Origin of the sequence: Nocardia sp. NPDC056564 (assembly GCF_042793755.1) — a bacterium.
Lineage (GTDB): Bacteria > Actinomycetota > Actinomycetes > Mycobacteriales > Mycobacteriaceae > Nocardia.
Map to the genome: position 1 here is coordinate 122,686 of NZ_JBHTUR010000019.1, position 16,570 is coordinate 139,255.

Genomic DNA, 16,570 nt, shown 5'->3' on the forward strand with positions numbered 1-16,570 from the left:
GGATCAGGAGAAACCGTCGCGGTTCCCGTGTTCCATCTTCTCCAGCAGCTTGGCGCTCTTGGTCTGGCCGGTCGAGAAGTTGTCGAGCGAACCAGCGATGTTCTGTGCGCCGGTGATCATGTTGTCCCGCGAGGAGGTGTAGCCGCCGGATCCGTCCGGCCCGTTGGCGAAGTTGCGGCCGAGTGTGTCGTTGCCCCAGGGGTTTCCGCGCGCGTTGATCGACGCCTGCAAGGTGTGCAGCACCGTGTTGATTCGGTCGCGCGCGTCCCCGGTCTTCTTCGCTGCCTTGAAGAACAGATCCGAGTCGTACTGGACTTTGTCCGCCACCGCGTTCCCTCCGCGTATGTGCGGTCGGCCCGCACCCACATCAGCTGTACGCATTCGACGATGACAGTCCATAGCAACTCGCCTGTTGCTCGGACATGAACGGAAAGTGCCGCGACAGTTACAGACAACATGCGGGTACACCCGGCCGTCCACCTCGCGAAATGCGCTATACGCGTTGATGTTCGGCCGACGGGGGCGCTACGGGAAGCTCAACCGCGCACAACATCGGCTACTTCGGCCGGTGTGCCGCGGGCGCCCGTTCGAGGGGCCAGGTTCCGAGGGCATGCGCAGATTGGCGTCGCTTTGTGCATGCCCCCGGATCCCACCTCAAACGTTACATCAAAGAACGTGCCGCTGTCTAGCGGCAAGATTCGCGACGCGGACGCCGCCGATCCCGCCTCACAGACCGGGCAGCTCCTCGGCCAGCTCCGCGATGTCGCGGTTCAGGTAGTGCGCGACGAAACGGTTGACCAGCTCCGCCGCCGCCTGACCGGGCACGACCCGGGCGGCGAGCACGCGCTCGGCCAGCTCGGCCCGGTCCGCCTGGGTGCGCCCGGACTGCCGGAACGACTGCCAGGCAGTCCGCTCGAACACGTCCACGAAGCGCCGGGCGATCCGATCGCAATCCCCCCGCAACCGCTCCACCTCGTCCAGGATCTGCGCGGGCGCCGCCCCCGACACCGCCAATTGCTCGGCGATCCGGACGAGCTGCTGGTCGGCCACGACGTAGGTGGCGGCATCGAGCGGCTCGTACATGCCGGTCGCGACCACCCGGGCGAGACCATGCGGCACATCCCGGTACCGATCCGCGAGTTCCGTTGCGGCGACGACCATTTCACTGACAGCGGGGGCAGCGCCCGGATCGCTCGGCACGGCGGACTCGACCGCCGCGCCGGGGTGATCGAGGGCCTCCGGCTCCGGCACACCGAGGATGTCGCCCAGGTCGTCGCCGCGATCCCAGGCCTCGAGCAGTTCCCTGATCCCGTTGAGCTTGATGCCCCGATCCAGCAACCGGCCGATGGTGCGCACCCGGTTGAGATGGTCGGACCCGTAGAACCCGGTGCGCCCCTTCACCTGCGGCGGCGGCAGCACGCCGCGCTCGTGATAGACGCGCAGGCTTCGCACGGTCGTGCCGGCCTCACGCGCCAGCTCATCGATCGTAAATTCCGTACCCGCTGCCATACCTCAAGGAAACCACACCGAAACCTGCGCTGACCGAATGATTGCCGTTCGATAGCCAGTCGATCTGACTGTATGACGATCACGTTTCATGAGATGACAACCATGTACATCTATTGAACGTGCCGTTAAACAACGGTACGTTGTTGAGCGATATGACTGCCGTCACATGAAAGGCCCAGGCATGACCATCGTTCGACCTCCCGCACAGACGCAGGAGCCGGCTTCGCGGGCACTGCACGCCGAGGACGCGGGCTATCACAAGGCGCTGCGCCCACGTCAACTGCAGATGATCGCCATCGGCGGCGCGATCGGCACCGGGCTGTTCCTAGGCGCCGGCGGCAGACTGAAAGACGCCGGGGCAGGGCTTTTCCTGGCGTACGCCGTGTGCGGCATCTTCGTGTTCTTCATCCTGCGGGCCCTCGGCGAGCTGATCCTGCACCGCCCCTCGTCGGGCTCGTTCGTCTCCTACGCTCGCGAGTTCTACGGCGAGAAGCTGGCCTTCGGCGTCGGCTGGATGTACTTCTTCCACTGGTGTATGACCGGCATCGTCGACATCACCGCGATCGCCACCTACGTCCACTACTGGGGCAGCATGCAGGTGATTCCGCAGTGGACCATCGCGCTGGTCGCGCTGGCCCTGGTGGTCGCCATCAACATGGTGTCGGTGCGCTGGTTCGGTGAGATGGAGTTCTGGGCCGCGCTGATCAAGGTGGTCGCACTGGTCGGCTTCCTCATCGTCGGCACCGTCTTCCTGGCCGGACGGCGCCCGATCGAGGGCAACAGCACCGGGATCAGCGTGATCAGCCAGCACGGCGGCCTGCTCCCCAACGGCATCATCCCCATCGTGCTGTGCACCACCGGCGTCATCTTCGCCTACGCCGCAGTCGAATTAATCGGCACCGCCGCCGGCGAGGCGGAGAACCCGGAAAAGATCATGCCGCGCGCGATCAACTCGGTCATCGCCCGCATCGCGCTGTTCTACGTCGGCTCGCTGGTGCTGCTCTCGCTGCTGCTGCCCTACACCGCGTTCAAGTCCGGCGAGAGCCCGTTCGTCACCTTCTTCTCCAAGATCGGTGTCGGCGGCGCGGGCACGATGATGAACCTGGTCGTGCTGACCGCGGCGTTCTCCAGCCTCAACGCCGGGCTCTACTCGACCGGGCGCATCCTGCGCTCGATGTCGATGAACGGCAGCGCTCCCGCGATGGCCGGCCTGATGTCCAAGCGGGGCGTGCCCTACGTGGGCATCCTCGCCACCGGCGCGGTCGCGCTGATCGGCGTCGGGCTCAACGCCCTGGTCCCGGACAAGGCCTTCGAGATCGTGCTGAACATGTCCGCACTCGGCACCATCACCGCGTGGGCGGCGATCGTGCTCTGCCAGCTCAAGCTGTGGCGCTGGGCCAAGGAAGGCAAGATGACGCGCCCCTCCTTCCGGCTGATCGGCGCGCCGTACACCAGCATCGCGACCCTGGTGTTCTTGGCCGCGGTGGTCGTGCTCATGCTGTTCAGCAAGAGCGACGTGCAGCGCGGCGCGGTGATCGCGATGGCCGTGATCATGGTCCCGGCCATGATCCTCGGCTGGTTCTTCGCCCGCGGCCGGGTCCTGCACCTCGCGGCCCTGCGCGAAGGCTTCACCGGCGCGTTCCCCGTCGTCGCCGAGCGGCCGATGGAACACCGCGACCCGCGTATCGCCGATATATCCCGGGCAAGCAACAACGCCGCAACGAACAATGAGGCAGAATCGCGATAAGGCCGACCTGTTCCGCCCCGCTCCGCCGCAACGGTTGTCCACCGGTGCCGCGGAGCGGTGCGGGTTCGGCCGACGTCGAACGCGCTGGTGCTGAGAGGGTCGAATGCCGGAACACTTCAGTGGCTCCGATGACATTCGCCCGCCTGCTCAATCGACCACACTGACCGAGGATCTCGGAGAATTGGCACAACGGGCCCAATATCAGTGGGCTACTCGACGGGTTTCACCGGCCGAAACCAGCCCTTGGCTGCCCGATCAGGACGATTCGCTGGACCTGGACGCCGACCCCGGTTCCGAACGCAGCGTCCGGTCCCGGCCGAGTGTTCGCCGGCTCAGCGCGGGACTGGTCGATCTGCCCCGAGTTTCGCAGGTCGACCCGGCGACCGCGATCCTGCGCAATCCCGAGGTACCCGAGGACAAACGGTTCTGCTGGAAATGCCATAAGCCCGTCGGCCGCTCGGCAGGCAACGGATCCGCCCCCACGTCGGGGAAATGTCCGAATTGCGGGTCGCCGTTCAACTTCCGGCCGCTGCTGGCCCCCGGCGATCTGATCGCCGATCAATACGAGGTGCAGGGCTGCCTCGCCTACGGCGGCATGGGCTGGATATTCCTCGCCCGCGACCGCAATGTCAGCGACCGCTGGGTAGTCCTGAAAGGGTTGCAGAATCCGCTCGACTTCGAGGCCCACGTGGTGGCACTGGCGGAACGGCAGTTCCTCTCGGAAATGGCGCATCCGGGGATCGTGAAGATCTTCAACTTCGTCAAACACCGTTCGGCGGACGGAATTCCGTGCGGGTACATCGTGATGGAGTACGTGGGCGGGCAATCACTGAAGGAAATGCTCGATCTGCGCGCACCGGAGCACCTCCCGGTGGCCGAGGCCATCGCCTATGTGATGGAGGTGCTGCCCGCCCTGGATTACCTGCACTCGTTCGGCCTGGCCTACAACGATCTGAAGCCGGACAACATCATGGTCACCGAGGACGAGGTGAAACTCATCGACCTCGGCGCGGTGGCGGCCAGGGAATCCGGCGGCAGCCTGTACGGCACCCTGGGATATCAGGCGCCCGAGTTCACCAGCACCGGCCCGACCATCGCCTCCGATATCCACACGGTCGGACGGACATTGGCCGCGTTGACGCTGAATATGCCGACCGAAAAGGGCGGTCCGAAACTCCCCGGGATTCCGCCGGCCGACGAGGAACCGGTGCTGCGCCGCTATCCGGTCTTCGAGCGGCTGCTGTTGCGGGCGACCGATCCGGATCCGGCACAACGGTTTCCGTCCGCGTACGCGATGTACCGTCAGCTCGCCGGCGTGCTGCGCGCGGTGCTCGCCGAGGATACGAACCGGGAGTATCCGCAGACCTCGGCGGTATTCGGTTCGCCGCGTGGCGATTTCGGCATCGATACGCTGATTCGGCAGACCGAGGGGGTGATCGAGGGCGTGCACCAGGTGCCGACCCTCGAACCGCCGAGTGTCGTTGCCGCACTGCCGGTCCCGCTGATCGACAGCGAGGACCCGAGCGCGGAGTTGCTGTCCCCCTTGCTGCACGGCGATCCGCAGCAGACGCTCGATACGCTGCGGCAGAGCATCGCCGATATGAGCGCGGGAGCCATCGCGACGCCCGAAACCTTCGACCTGGAAGGCACCTTGGCCGCGGTCCGAGCGCATCTGGACCTGGGCGAGGTGGAGCAGGCCAGGGAAAGCCTGGCACGCTTGCTGCCCGCCCATCGCGCGGACTGGCGGATCGATTGGTACACGGGCATCGCGGAACTGTGCTGTGCCGGCTACGCACAGGCCTACGAGCATTTCGATCGCGTGCACTCGATGGTTCCGGGTGAGATCGCGCCGCTGCTGGCGCTGGCCGCGACCGCCGAACTCCTGCTCCAGACCGACGCGAATCCGGACGAGCCGAATCGGTGGCGGCAGGCGGCGACGGAGTACTACCGGTCGGTCTGGCGGAACACCCGTGGCGTGGCGAGCGCGGCATTCGGCCTGGCCCGCAGGCTCGCCGTGGACGGCGATGTGTTCACCGCCGTGTCCACCTTGCAGCAGGTGCCGGATTCGTCGCGGCATCATAATGCCGCGCGAATGACCGCATGTCTGCTGCTGGTCACCAAGCCGGTGGCCGAGCTGACCCAGGCGGATCTCGACGCCGCTGCCGCACACCTCTACGCACTGCCGGACGAACCGCGCCTGATGCAGTTGCAGGCGATCGTGCTGGCTGCCGCGCTGGCCTGGCTGAACAACGGCGGAAAACCGGAGGGGCGCAGCACTATCCTCGGGTTCCGCTACACCGAGGACGGGCTGCGTGGCGGGCTCGAATCGGTCCTGCGGGCGGTCGCGCGGACGACTCAGAATCGGCTGCACCGCTACGCGCTGATCGACCTGGCCAACGACATCCGGCCCCGTTCCCTCTGGTAAGAAACGAAGTCCGGCACCGCGATTCGGTCAGGGCTTGCCGCGCTTGCCGAAGGAGCGGGTGCTGGTGGATTCCTGCCCATCGATCAGGCCGGCCGCGTCGCGTTGACCGTCGGCGATCGCGCCGAACGTCCCCGAGATGCCGCCGATGCCCTGCAGCAGGTTGTCGCGTGCGGCGAGATAGCCCTTCTCCCCGTCGGCGAACTTCTTACCGAAACCGTCCTTGCCCCAAGGGGTGCCGGTCGCGCCCAGCTTGGACTCCAAGGTGGCGAGCACGCCGTCGATGCGGTCGTGAATTCCCGCGGCATGTTTCGCCGCGGTGCGCAGCTGATCGGTGTCGACCTCGAATTTCGGCATTACCTCTTCTTCTCCTCATCGGTCATGGTGAACGGCACGTCGACCTCCGGTGCCTCGTCCGGTTGCGCGGCAGCGGGAATCCAGTGGTCGGGGGTGGGTGCGGCGGGCACCGTGAACGGCGGGGGCATGGGGCCCCAGTCGATGATCTGCTTGGGCCGGGTCTTCGCCTTCATGTCCTTGCCCGGGCCGAGATAGGCATTCGGGTCCGGACGGGGCGCGGGGCGGTCCGGCTCGGATCCGCCGCTGCCAGACGTCGCCGGTCGCGAGCTCGAAGATCCGGTGGAACCTGCTGTGCCAGAGCCGCTCTGGCTTGCTGCGGACGAGCCCGCGCCACCCGGCGCCGATGACGAGGAGCCCGACGGATGGCTCACGACGCTCGGTGCGCTGTTCGACGATCCGGGCACGCTGCCCCCGGACGACGATCCATGGACGCTGCCGCCAGGCGGCGATCCGTGCACGCTCCCTCCGGGCGGCGTCCACCCGCCGTCGACCGATGATTGGTAGGAGGTCGGTGGCTCGGCGCCGGTGGTGCTGCTCCGTATGGACGGCGGCGGACTTCCCGCTGCACCAACCGATTCCGCGGTGACGAACGAGCCCGAGTTGCGCGAGGAACCCGAGGACCCGTCGGCCGAATCGCGACCTATCGACGCACGCCCCGAAGAGCCACCGACCGAATCACGCACCGAGGAACCGCCGTTCGATTCGCGGATCGAGGAACCACCGGTCGAATCACGCACTGACGACCCGCCCGCCCCCTCGCTGGCCGTCACGAACGAACCCGTCCGGCCCGAACCACTACTCGACGAACCACCGGAAGATCGCACCGACGATCCGTCACCGTGCGTCGACGACCGGCTGGACGTCACGGACTGCCCGTCGCCACCGCCGAACGCATGCGCACTCTGCGCCCGCGAGCCGCCCCCCGAAGCGCCCGAGGATGAACCGTTCTGCGAACCACCCCCGGACGCAGCCGACTGCGATCCGTGCTGCGCTCCTCCCCCCGGCTGCGAACCCGGCGGTGAGCCTCCAGCAGACGTAACCGAGTGCGAGCCATTCTGCGAACCGCCACCAGCCGCCGCCGAGTGCGAACCGTTCTGCGACCCTCCCCCTGACGTGACCGAGTGCGAACCATCCTGCGACCCGCGGCCGGATCCGCCCGAATGCGAACCGTTCCCGGAACCACCACCCGACACCACCGAGTGCGAACCGTTCTGCGAACCGCCTCTGGAGCCACTCGGCTGCGATCCATGCTGGGAACCACCGCCGTTCGACACCGAGGCCGTCGTCACCGACCGCGATCCGCCCGAATGCGATTGCCCTCCTGAACCATTGGCCACCGATACCGATCCATCACCGGTACGGGTAGACCCCGTCCGCCCACCGTTGGTTACCGGCGCAGGTGCGGGCGTCGGCTTGTTCGCCCAGGCGAACCGGCGTATGTCGTTCGGCGACACCGTCTTCAGCGTGAAGCCGCCGCGCGCACCGCCGACCAATCCACCCCTGGCCGCCGCTCCGACCCATCCGCTGGGTGAGGAGAACGATGTCCACGACCCGGTCGCCACCCCGACCGCCACGTTGCCCGCGGCCGAGCCGACGATCCCGGAGGCCGCGCCGATGAACGCACCGCGCCCGGTAGCGCCCCACGCGCCGATATTCCGCCCGCCGATCACCTTGTCCAACCCGAAACCCAAGTAGCGCGCGAACTCTCGCGAGGGGAGGGTGCCCGCGACCGAGGCGAAGATCGATACCCCGAACTGGGTACCGTCGAACTTCCGGCGATGTCCCGCGGCCATCTGCCCGAGTTGTACGGCGGCGTCCAAGCCCGCCGAGGTGACGCCGGTCTCCAGCAGCTTCACCGAGTAGACCCCCCACCCCTTGGCGGTCGGCGCGACCAGGCGGCCCGACGCCAGCGTCTTCAGGAAGAAGCGCTTCTCGGTGGCCGCGCCCAGCTTCGCGGCCAGCCGGCCGATCTGCGCGGCCAGCTTGTCCTCGAGCACCCGCAGGATCGACCGCGTGGTCGTGATGGCCGCCGCCTCCGCCGCGGGCGCCGTCGGCGGAAACAGCCAAGCCCAGATGATTTCCAGCGCCAGCCAGACGAGCGAGACGATGATGTTGAGCTTCGTCGCCTCGAGTTCGGTGCCCGCGTCAAAGCTGGAGTCGGACACGGTTTGGAGGAATTGCGCCAGCGACTCCAGCGATTCGTCGCCGGTGCGCAAGTGGTCGAACGCGACGCCCATGGCGGTTGCGCCGTCACCCTGGAGATACGCCCGCATGGTCGCGCTCTTGGCCGCGTCGATCTCGGACAGCAGGGCGGTCAGGTCGGCGCTCGCGGCCTTCCACGCGGCGGAGATCTCCCACATGCCGCTCTCGTCGCCGTCCGGCCAGGTCGCCCCGGCGATCCAGCCCAGCCAGCGCAGTTCCTCGGGCAGATACAGTCCCATCCCCGCTCACCGGCCCCCGTCGGCGGCCATCGTCGCCCGGCCGGTCCCGGCCCGCTCGTCGGTCATCGATGCTCCACCCGCTCGCCCGTCGACTGGCTTCCACGACACCGCACACGGATGAACTCGCGGTGTCGCCCAACGGAATTCGATCTCAATATCCGTCTCACCCCGATCCGGGAACGCACCCTGCGCGCGGCCGGGGAGAACCCGGGGCACCCACCGCACGCAGGCACGGCATGATCGATGACTGTGCGAATCCTGCTGCAACGAGTGAGCTCGGCCCAGGTGCGCGTCGAGGACGAGATCGTCGGCCGGATCGACCCGGCCGCGTCCGGGGTGCCCCACGGACTGCTCGCCTTGGTCGGCGCCACCCACGGCGACACCGAGGCAACCGCGAAGGCGCTCGCCGACAAGGTATGGCGGCTGCGCATCCTGGACGGCGAACGCTCCGCCGCCGACCTGGCCGCGCCGATCCTGGTGGTCAGTCAGTTCACCCTCTATGCCGATACCGCCAAGGGCCGCCGCCCGTCCTGGAACGCCGCCGCGCCCGGCACGGTCGCGCAGCCCCTCGTGGACGCGTTCGCCGAGGCGCTGCGCGAGCTCGGCGCCACCGTCGCGACCGGGCGATTCGGTGCGCACATGCAGGTCGAGCTGGTGAACGACGGGCCGGTCACGCTGCTGTTGGAAGGGTGATTCCGGGACAGCGGCCCGCGCCGCCGATTCGAAGCACACCCTGCCCACATCACCCGCGCAAGATCCTGGTGCGCCGAGCCGATAACCGTGACAGACTCGTGCGTTAGAAGGTGCGGGTGGCACGCTGCCGCCGCTTAGCGGAGGATCATGCTGGAAACGAGGGACGCGATGGATCTGGACGCGCTGGAGCGTCGGGTCGCCGCGGATCGGTATGCGGCGCTTGATCGTTCGGTCGAGGCGGATCTGCGACTGGCCACCTCGCTCGCCGATCTGGCGAAGGGCTTCATCGCCACCAAGACCAACGGGTCGGTACGCGATCGGACCAGGGACGCGCTGGCGCCCGCCGAGGAGGCGGTCGCCATCCGGCTGCGTCTGCTCTCCACCGGGCAGGTGCTCAACGCCCGGCTCGCGGGCGAGCTGAACGAGGCGCTCCGGTCGGTCGAACTCGCGGCCAGGGACAGCGGTCGCCGGGAACTCGCCACCACCACCATCCGGCGCGCGTGCGACACCTACCGACGGGTGGCGCGCATCCATCCGGAGGTCGCGGGGCTGTGCGCCGACGGACTCTCGAAATGTGGCGTGTGGCTCGGCCGTCTCGATCAGGACGCCGCGGTCGCGGCCAGCGAGGAGGCGGCGCGGATCCGCAGCGCGCTGGCCGCGGCGAACCCGGAGCTGTCGGGTAAATACCTGGCCAGCCTGAGCACGCTGCTGCGCACCCTGATGGTCGGCCGGTCACGCAAGCAGGCGCTGTCGATGTATCGCGAGCGGTACTCCGCGTTCACCTCGACGACCATGTCGATCCGGTTGCGCGCCTGCGGAGTTCAAGATCTCGACCTGACCCCGAAGTCGTACCGGGCGCTCGCCGAACTCAATTGCCGCACGCTGGAGCAGGCCGGTCGGCTGACCCAGCAGCAGATCCTGTTCAAGTCCTCCGGCGATCTGTCGACCGTCGAGGAGATCAACTGGAAGCTGGCCCTGGTCGGCCTGCGGCCGCTGCTGCCCGGCGCGGAACCGGACCCGCCCTCGATGCCGGTGCAGATCGGCACCAGTTTCGGCGCGCTCAGCGTGTACTGCCCGGTGCCGGACGCGATCGCGCAGATCCGCGCGGCGATCATCGGCGCGTACGCGACCGACGACGCCTACCCGCTGGATCGGGAGAGCTATCTCGGTGAGCGCGAGGAGCATTGGAAGATCACCGATGCCGAGGTGAACACGGCGGAGAAGCTCGGCGACGACGTGGTGCTGATCGATCAGCCCTACGGCGGCTGGGTGACGGTGATGAGCCTGCACTGGGAGCTGACGCCGGTGGGCAAGCATCCGCTGGCCAGGCGGCTGTCCCAGGATTGGCCGGTGGCCGCGATCACGGTGACCGAGCACGTCGCCTACGAGCTGTGCTGGTACGAGCACGGGGCGGCCACCCAGTACGCCGCCCTCGGCCGGCCGGCGGGGCAGGCTCCGCTGGATAAACCGTTGGCGCCGTTGGACTTCAAGATGCTGGCCGATCTGAACGCCGACCGCGCGAACGAGACGAAACTGCGCGCGGCGTTCGGCAACACCCAGATGTTCGCCAACCTCACCTATCTTCCGTCGAGCGGGTTGCGGCAGATCAGCGCGACCACCCCGCTGGCCGAGCACGGTGATCGCGTGCTGTTCTTCCGGACTACGCCGTAGACCGTCACCCCGCCGTGGTCGGCCGTATCGGCTGGATGGTCGAGTTGCGCCCCCAGACGAACCACACCACCGGGCCGAGGAACGGGAAGGCGAGCATGAGCAGCACCCAGATGGCCTTCCCGGCGGCCGCGTAGTTGCTGGAGCGTAGCGCGCTCACCACACCGGCGATGAACAGCGCGATGGCGCCGATGGCGACGGCTACGGCGAGGACACCGAAGGCGATCGAGCCTGCCGTCTCGGCGGTACTGGCCAGGACGGGAGCGGAAGCGAGAGCAATTGTTGTCATGCCACTGAGCGTAGGGTTGGACCCCTTCGCACCACATCGGTGACTAACCCTGAATTTGCTATGGCGGATGTACTCGCCGATATACACCGCGAGGATGACGTGGGATGCGACGCCGGGATCGTGTCGGCCGAGCGGCCTCAGGGCAGCTTCAACAGTTCAGGATTAAAGTACCTCGCGTTTACCGCGCGTTGGTTCCCGGTGAATACCGAAATCGGCCGACGACGTGCGATCCGCACGTCAGCCGGGCGGACGGGACGAAACCCGCAGGCGAACTTCTCGAGAACTAATTGAACGGAACGCTTACGCCCTGCCATGGAGTGCTCTACTGAGATCACGCCCGAACGGTGTCGTAGGTCACCCTCAGTGACCAGCACACACCCGCTCGGGCGGCTTCACCAGACAACGATGCTAGTCGAGGCTCTTCTCATGGACCAACTGGCGTTGGCGGAAACCCCAGCCGCCCGATGCGCCTATTACCGCCATACCTGTGACCTACCCGCCGGCTTCCATCCGGAGATCGGCCGGATCACCGTCCGGGCCGGCTTCGTCGGCGCGATCACCATGCCCGCCGCGCTCGGTCAGCAGGTGCACGACGATTTGATACATCATCGAAATCCATTGGGCCCCGTCATTTCTCACGTGCGCTCGAAACGCTGGACCTTTCTGATCCGGCCCGACCTGCCCGACGACGTCCGCCTGTTCGCGGAGTTGTTCCGGCTCAACGTGTCGATCGTGCCGATCGGCGGCGAGATCGCGCTGCCCTCCCCCGCCGACACCCACGCCGGCTACCGCGAGTGGATTGTGGCTCCGGAGAACCGGTTTCGGCCCTCCGGCGCGGCCATCGTGGATACCGTGCGCTCCTGCCGGAACACGGGGCCGCGATGACCACGGGCCAGCTTCCCGCGAAACATCAAGTGCTGCAAGCCTGCCGAGGCGAGCCGCCGGAGAACAACCCCCTCCTGCGGGGCGCCCACGAGTTGACCACGCTGCATGAGCGCCGGCTCGGCGCGGGCCGGGAGACGACCGAGGAAATCGACGCGCTCCGAGCCAGTTTGGTGCGCGACATCGATCGCTGGATCACGGTCCAACTGCCGCCCGCACACGGCGCCGCACATGTGCACACCGAGACGGTCGGCGCCGTGATCGACCGGCTCGCCCAGTTCACCGCCAACGCCTACGCGGCGCTGGCGAGCGCCTCCGAATGGGACCTGTGGGACGCGTGGCAGCGCCTGGCCGAACTGGCCGTCGGCTACGACGACCTGGCCGCCGAGGTGTGCGCGGGCGTGCGCCGGTTGCCCGGCGCGTCGTAAATCCCGCCCGCGCGCTGCTACCCGGACTTAGGGTGGGGCGCATGGGGAATACGACTGATCGAGATGCGAGCAAGCGTGCCCTGCATGCCCGTCGGGCCGCGTCCTTCGGCGCCAACGCGATGGACTATGCCGACCACCGACCGGACTACCCGTTAACCGCCATCCGCTGGGCACTGGAGCAGGTGCCCACCGTCCCCGCGCCGATCGTCCTCGACCTCGGGGCGGGCACCGGGAAACTGACCGAGGGGCTGCTCGCGGTCGGCGCCTCGGTGATCGCGGTCGAGCCCGACGACGGCATGCGCGTGGAACTGATGCGGCGCCTGCCGGGCGTCCGCGCCCTCGAGGGAACGGCGGAGGCGATTCCGCTCCCGGACCGTTCGGTGGACGCGATCGTGGCCGGGCAGGCCTTCCACTGGTTCGATCAACAGCGTGCTTTTCCGGAGTTCGCGCGAGTTTTGCAGAAAGGCGGCGTTTTCGCCGCCCTGTGGAACACCGACGACACCCGGGTCGACTGGGTCGCCGAATTGGGTCGCATCGCGCGCTCGGCGGCGTCGGCTCCGCCGCTGGAACTGGCCCCCGCGGCACTACCCGAGCACCCGCTGTTCGAGGCCTTCGAAACCGCCAACTTCCCGCACTCGCAACGACGAACGGCCGAGTCGCTGACCACGACCATCGGTACGCACTCGCACACCCTGGTGGTATCGGCGCAGCAGCGGGCCGAGGTGCTGAGCCGGGTCACCGAGTATCTGCGTAGCCGGCCGGAGACCGCCGAGGGCGAATTCGACCTGCCCATCGTGACTTTGGTCCTGCGCACCGCGCTCCGCACCGGCTGACCGCCCGGCGACTACCTGCCGCAAGGGAATTCGCACACCACACACAATTTCCGATGCTCGTGCCTGCCCGGGTGAGGTGGCCCCGCACTCGAACCACGTGACGCGCCAACCGGATTCGAGTAGTCGCCTACTCGGGCAGCACCCACCTGCCCGGACTTACGCTGACAGCAGAGTTCAACACCAGAGTTCAACACCGTAGCGATCAGGCCACCAACGTCGACCTGATCCGACACTCGGGCAACGCCGCCCGCTCAATGTCACGGTCGCGCGCAGCAGGCGCAAGGAACGACGACACCGATCCAGCGATATCGCTGGGTATCGCCGCGAGGCGAGATCGTCCAGCGGGGGCCGCCACCCCCGCAGGCGTCGGTGCGTATCGACTCCTCGCCACGTCGCGTGCCGACCGCCAGTGTCTCGAATAACGTTGCGCCGCTCGATCTTCCGCACAGGAGGGGTCGGCAGGGATCGACGGCGCCGACCGTGCGCCGCCCGGCACAGCAGTGTTGTGCCGGGTGCTTACTCCGGGCGCAGCGTCAGGATGCGGGGGCCGTTCTCGGTGACGGCGACCGTGTGCTCCCAGTGTGCGGCGCGGGTGCCGTCCACGGTGACGACGGTCCAGTCGTCGTCGAGCACCTGGGTCTGGGTGGTGCCGAGCGTCAGCATCGGTTCGATCGCGAGGACCGATCCGACGACGAGTTTCGGGCCCTTGCCCGGGTCGCCCTCGTTCGCCAGGAACGGATCGAGGTGCATCTCGCGGCCGATGGCGTGACCACCGTAGCCGTCGACGATGCCGTAGGCGCGGCCGTGTAGCTGCTCGGCCGCGCGGGTGCCGAGTTCGATGGCGTGCGAGACGTCGGAGAGCCGGTTGCCCGGCACCATCGCCTCGATACCCGCCTCCATCGACAGCTTGGTCGCCTCGCTCAGCAGGCGGTCGGCGTCGATGATGTTGCCGACGCCGAACGTCCACGCCGAATCACCGTGCCAGCCGTCGAGAATGGCGCCGCAGTCGATGGAGACCAGGTCGCCCTCGGTGAGGATCTCGTCCGCGGTCGGAATCCCGTGCACCACACGGTCGTTCACCGACGCGCAGATCGAACCGGGGAAACCGTGGTAGCCCTTGAAGGACGGCACCGCACCGGCGTCGCGGATCAGCTGCTCGGCGACCTCGTCCAGCTCCAGGGTGGACACCCCGGGCTTGGCGGCGGCGCGCACGGCGACCAGGGCGCGGCCGACGATCGCGCCGGCCGCCGCCATGGCTTCGAGTTCACCGGTGGTGCGAAACGGCACCACCTTCTTGCTCTTGCGGCCGAAGACCATCAGCCCACCGTCGTGAACTGCATCAGCGGCCCAGGGCGTGCAGCACGCGGGCATGCACCTCGTCGATGGTGCCGACCGCGTCCACCGGAACGACCAGGCCGTCGTAATGCTCGAGCAGCGGTGCGGTCTCGTCGCGGTAGACGACCATCCGGTTGTGAATGACCTCGGCGTTGTCGTCGCTGCGCCCGCTGGTGCGGCCACGCTCGACCAACCGCTCGATCACGGTCTCCTCGGGCACGTCGAAGCTCAGCACCGCGTCCAGCTTCTTGTCCATCTCGGCGAGGATCTTCTCCAGCGCGTCGGCCTGGTCGACCGTGCGCGGGTAGCCGTCCAGCACAAAGCCGTTCGCGGCGTCGGTCTCGTTGACCCTGGCCTCGACCATGCGGTTGGTGACGTCGCTGGGCACCAGATCGCCCGCGTCCATGTACTTCTGTGCTTCGCGGCCGAGCAGGGTCTGCTGGCTGATGTTCGCGCGGAACAGATCCCCGGTAGAGATGTGCGGGACGCCCAGTGTTTCCGAAAGCAGGACGGCCTGGGTGCCCTTGCCGGCACCCGGCGGACCGAGCAGTACAACTCTCACTTGAGGAACCCTTCGTAATTTCGATTCATCAGCTGGCTTTCGATCTGCTTGACCGTGTCCAGGCCGACACTCACCATGATCAGCACCGCGGTGCCGCCGAACGGGAGGTTCTGACCGTTACCGGAAGCGCCGATATCGAGGAAAAGATTCGGCAGGACAGCTACGAGACCGAGGTAGACCGAGCCGGGGAGGGTGATGCGACTCAGCACATGGTTGAGGTAATCCGCGGTGGGCTTGCCGGGGCGGTACCCCGGGATGAAGCCACCGAACTTCTTCATCTCGTCCGCGCGTTCCTCCGGGTTGAAGGTGATCGCGACGTAGAAGTAGGTGAAGAACACGATCAGACCGAAGTAGATCGCGATGTAGACCGGGTTGCCCGGGTTCACCAGATACTTGGCGATGATCTCCTGCCACCAGCTCGGGTCCGGATTGTTCCGCGAGGAGGTGAGCTGCGAGACCAGGTTGGGCAGGTACAGCAGCGAGGACGCGAAGATCACCGGGATGACGCCGGCCTGATTGACCTTCAACGGCAGGTAGGTCGAGGAGCCGCCGTACATCTTCCGGCCGACCACGCGTTTCGCGTACTGCACCGGAATACGCCGCTGGCCCTGTTCCACGAAGATGACCGCGGTGATGATCGCGAACGCGGCGACACAGACCAGGCCGAACACCAGACCGCCACGGCTGTCCAGGATCTGCTTGCCCTCGGTCGGGATGCGCGCGGCGATGCCGGCGAAGATCAGCAGCGACATGCCGTTGCCGACACCGCGCTCGGTGATCTGCTCGCCGAACCACATGACCAGTGCCGCGCCTGCGGTCATCACCAGCACGATGATGATCATGCCGAAGATGCCGTTGTCGGCGATGATGTCCTTGTCACAGCCTTGCAGCAGCTGCTTGCGCGAGGCCAGCGCGACGAGGCCGGTGGCCTGCAGGATCGCGAGCGCGATCGACAGGTACCGGGTGTACTGCGTCATCTTGTTCTGGCCGGACTGGCCTTCCTTGCGCAGTTCCTCGAACCGCGGGATGACGACGGTCAGCAGCTGGATGATGATGCTCGCGGTGATGTACGGCATGATGCCGATCGCGAACACCGACAGCTGCAGCAGCGCGCCACCGGAGAACAGGTTGATCAGCTGGTAGATACCGCCGGAATCACCGCCGGATACCTGCTTGATGCAGTCCTGGACGGCCCTGTAATCGACGCCGGGGGACGGCAGCGCGGCACCCAGACGGTACAGCGCGATCAACCCCAGCGTGAAGAGAATCTTCCGCCGTAAGTCCGGAGTCCGGAAGGCCGATACGAAGGCGGAAAGCACAGATCCTCCTGGCGAACGACATGGTGGTCAGGACATGGTTGATTCAAGCAATACTCCAGATCCGACGACGCGGCATCTGGGGACG

The 16,570-nt window shown here is 67.2% G+C and carries 15 protein-coding genes; 7 read left to right on the plus strand and 8 right to left on the minus strand.

The genetic code is table 11. The features are described from left to right. Positions 1-3: 3 nt before the first annotated feature. Positions 4-327 carry a hypothetical protein gene (locus tag ACFQ9K_RS35060; RefSeq protein WP_378713326.1) on the minus strand — a complete coding sequence of 108 codons (324 nt, stop codon included), beginning with the start codon at positions 325-327 and terminating at the stop codon, positions 4-6. 399 nt (positions 328-726) lie between these two features. After that, positions 727-1,509: a MerR family transcriptional regulator gene (locus ACFQ9K_RS35065; protein WP_378713327.1), complete on the minus strand. Its 783-nt coding sequence runs from the start codon at positions 1,507-1,509 to the stop codon at positions 727-729. A gap of 181 nt (positions 1,510-1,690) precedes the next feature. Here ACFQ9K_RS35065 and ACFQ9K_RS35070 point away from each other — a divergent pair, with 181 nt between their 5' ends. Together ACFQ9K_RS35070 and ACFQ9K_RS35075 are read left to right on the plus strand one after the other, a co-directional pair. Continuing rightward, complete coding sequence (locus ACFQ9K_RS35070; protein ID WP_378713329.1) at positions 1,691-3,256, plus strand: amino acid permease; 1,566 nt, start codon at positions 1,691-1,693, stop codon at positions 3,254-3,256. Between the two features lie 103 nt (positions 3,257-3,359). Next, positions 3,360-5,681: a tetratricopeptide repeat protein gene (locus ACFQ9K_RS35075; RefSeq protein ID WP_378713331.1), complete on the plus strand. Its 2,322-nt coding sequence runs from the start codon at positions 3,360-3,362 to the stop codon at positions 5,679-5,681. Positions 5,682-5,708: 27 nt separating this feature from the next. Here the strand turns inward: ACFQ9K_RS35075 and ACFQ9K_RS35080 are convergent, their stop codons facing one another. Both ACFQ9K_RS35080 and ACFQ9K_RS35085 read right to left on the minus strand, forming a co-directional pair. Then, the gene (locus ACFQ9K_RS35080; protein ID WP_378713333.1) at positions 5,709-6,035 is read right to left on the minus strand and encodes a WXG100 family type VII secretion target; all 327 of its coding nucleotides are present in this window, start codon (positions 6,033-6,035) and stop codon (positions 5,709-5,711) included. Continuing rightward, positions 6,035-8,476 carry a hypothetical protein gene (locus ACFQ9K_RS35085; RefSeq protein WP_378713335.1) on the minus strand — a complete coding sequence of 814 codons (2,442 nt, stop codon included), beginning with the start codon at positions 8,474-8,476 and terminating at the stop codon, positions 6,035-6,037. The genes ACFQ9K_RS35080 and ACFQ9K_RS35085 overlap by 1 nt, the downstream gene beginning before the upstream one ends. A 249-nt stretch (positions 8,477-8,725) precedes the next feature. Here ACFQ9K_RS35085 and dtd point away from each other — a divergent pair, with 249 nt between their 5' ends. Next, on the plus strand, positions 8,726-9,169 hold the full coding sequence (gene dtd, locus ACFQ9K_RS35090; RefSeq protein WP_378713421.1) for a D-aminoacyl-tRNA deacylase: 444 nt from the start codon (positions 8,726-8,728) through the stop codon (positions 9,167-9,169). A 147-nt stretch (positions 9,170-9,316) separates the two neighbouring features. Then, positions 9,317-10,840: a hypothetical protein gene (locus tag ACFQ9K_RS35095; protein WP_378713337.1), complete on the plus strand. Its 1,524-nt coding sequence runs from the start codon at positions 9,317-9,319 to the stop codon at positions 10,838-10,840. Positions 10,841-10,844: 4 nt separating this feature from the next. Here the strand turns inward: ACFQ9K_RS35095 and ACFQ9K_RS35100 are convergent, their stop codons facing one another. Continuing rightward, positions 10,845-11,126 (minus strand): PLD nuclease N-terminal domain-containing protein, encoded by a 282-nt coding sequence (locus ACFQ9K_RS35100; protein WP_378713339.1) that lies wholly within the window; start codon positions 11,124-11,126, stop codon positions 10,845-10,847. A gap of 363 nt (positions 11,127-11,489) precedes the next feature. Here ACFQ9K_RS35100 and ACFQ9K_RS35105 point away from each other — a divergent pair, with 363 nt between their 5' ends. The 3 genes from ACFQ9K_RS35105 to ACFQ9K_RS35115 are packed head-to-tail and all read left to right on the plus strand — an operon-like array spanning position 11,490 to position 13,269. After that, entirely contained in the window at positions 11,490-12,011 is a 522-nt protein-coding gene (locus ACFQ9K_RS35105; protein WP_378984113.1) for a DNA-directed RNA polymerase subunit beta, read from the plus strand. Then, entirely contained in the window at positions 12,008-12,436 is a 429-nt protein-coding gene (locus ACFQ9K_RS35110; protein WP_378713342.1) for a DUF4254 domain-containing protein, read from the plus strand. Before ACFQ9K_RS35105 ends, ACFQ9K_RS35110 begins: the two co-directional genes overlap by 4 nt. Positions 12,437-12,477: 41 nt before the next feature. Then, the gene (locus ACFQ9K_RS35115) at positions 12,478-13,269 is read left to right on the plus strand and encodes a class I SAM-dependent methyltransferase (RefSeq protein WP_378713343.1); all 792 of its coding nucleotides are present in this window, start codon (positions 12,478-12,480) and stop codon (positions 13,267-13,269) included. Positions 13,270-13,785: 516 nt separating this feature from the next. Here the strand turns inward: ACFQ9K_RS35115 and map are convergent. Genes map through secY form a run of 3 tightly spaced genes read right to left on the minus strand, consistent with a single transcriptional unit; the run spans position 13,786 to position 16,485 of the window. Then, entirely contained in the window at positions 13,786-14,586 is an 801-nt protein-coding gene (gene map / locus ACFQ9K_RS35120; protein WP_378713345.1) for a type I methionyl aminopeptidase, read from the minus strand. Positions 14,587-14,608: 22 nt separating this feature from the next. Continuing rightward, entirely contained in the window at positions 14,609-15,166 is a 558-nt protein-coding gene (locus ACFQ9K_RS35125) for an adenylate kinase (protein WP_378713348.1), read from the minus strand. Beyond that, the gene (secY, locus tag ACFQ9K_RS35130; RefSeq protein WP_378713350.1) at positions 15,163-16,485 is read right to left on the minus strand and encodes a preprotein translocase subunit SecY; all 1,323 of its coding nucleotides are present in this window, start codon (positions 16,483-16,485) and stop codon (positions 15,163-15,165) included. Before secY ends, ACFQ9K_RS35125 begins: the two co-directional genes overlap by 4 nt. Between the last annotated feature and the right edge of the window lie 85 nt (positions 16,486-16,570).

What these genes read in the sequence shown, in the direction of transcription:
- ACFQ9K_RS35075 (WP_378713331.1), top strand. Translation starts at nt 3,360, where the DNA reads ATGCCGGAACACTTCAGTGGCTCCGATGACATTCGCCCGCCTGCTCAA.
- ACFQ9K_RS35065 (WP_378713327.1), bottom strand. Translation starts at nt 1,509, where the DNA reads ATGGCAGCGGGTACGGAATTTACGATCGATGAGCTGGCGCGTGAGGCC.
- map (WP_378713345.1), bottom strand. Translation starts at nt 14,586, where the DNA reads ATGGTCTTCGGCCGCAAGAGCAAGAAGGTGGTGCCGTTTCGCACCACC.
- ACFQ9K_RS35100 (WP_378713339.1), bottom strand. Translation starts at nt 11,126, where the DNA reads ATGACAACAATTGCTCTCGCTTCCGCTCCCGTCCTGGCCAGTACCGCC.
- ACFQ9K_RS35085 (WP_378713335.1), bottom strand. Translation starts at nt 8,476, where the DNA reads ATGGGACTGTATCTGCCCGAGGAACTGCGCTGGCTGGGCTGGATCGCC.
- ACFQ9K_RS35110 (WP_378713342.1), top strand. Translation starts at nt 12,008, where the DNA reads ATGACCACGGGCCAGCTTCCCGCGAAACATCAAGTGCTGCAAGCCTGC.
- ACFQ9K_RS35070 (WP_378713329.1), top strand. Translation starts at nt 1,691, where the DNA reads ATGACCATCGTTCGACCTCCCGCACAGACGCAGGAGCCGGCTTCGCGG.
- ACFQ9K_RS35115 (WP_378713343.1), top strand. Translation starts at nt 12,478, where the DNA reads ATGGGGAATACGACTGATCGAGATGCGAGCAAGCGTGCCCTGCATGCC.
- ACFQ9K_RS35095 (WP_378713337.1), top strand. Translation starts at nt 9,317, where the DNA reads ATGCTGGAAACGAGGGACGCGATGGATCTGGACGCGCTGGAGCGTCGG.
- ACFQ9K_RS35080 (WP_378713333.1), bottom strand. Translation starts at nt 6,035, where the DNA reads ATGCCGAAATTCGAGGTCGACACCGATCAGCTGCGCACCGCGGCGAAA.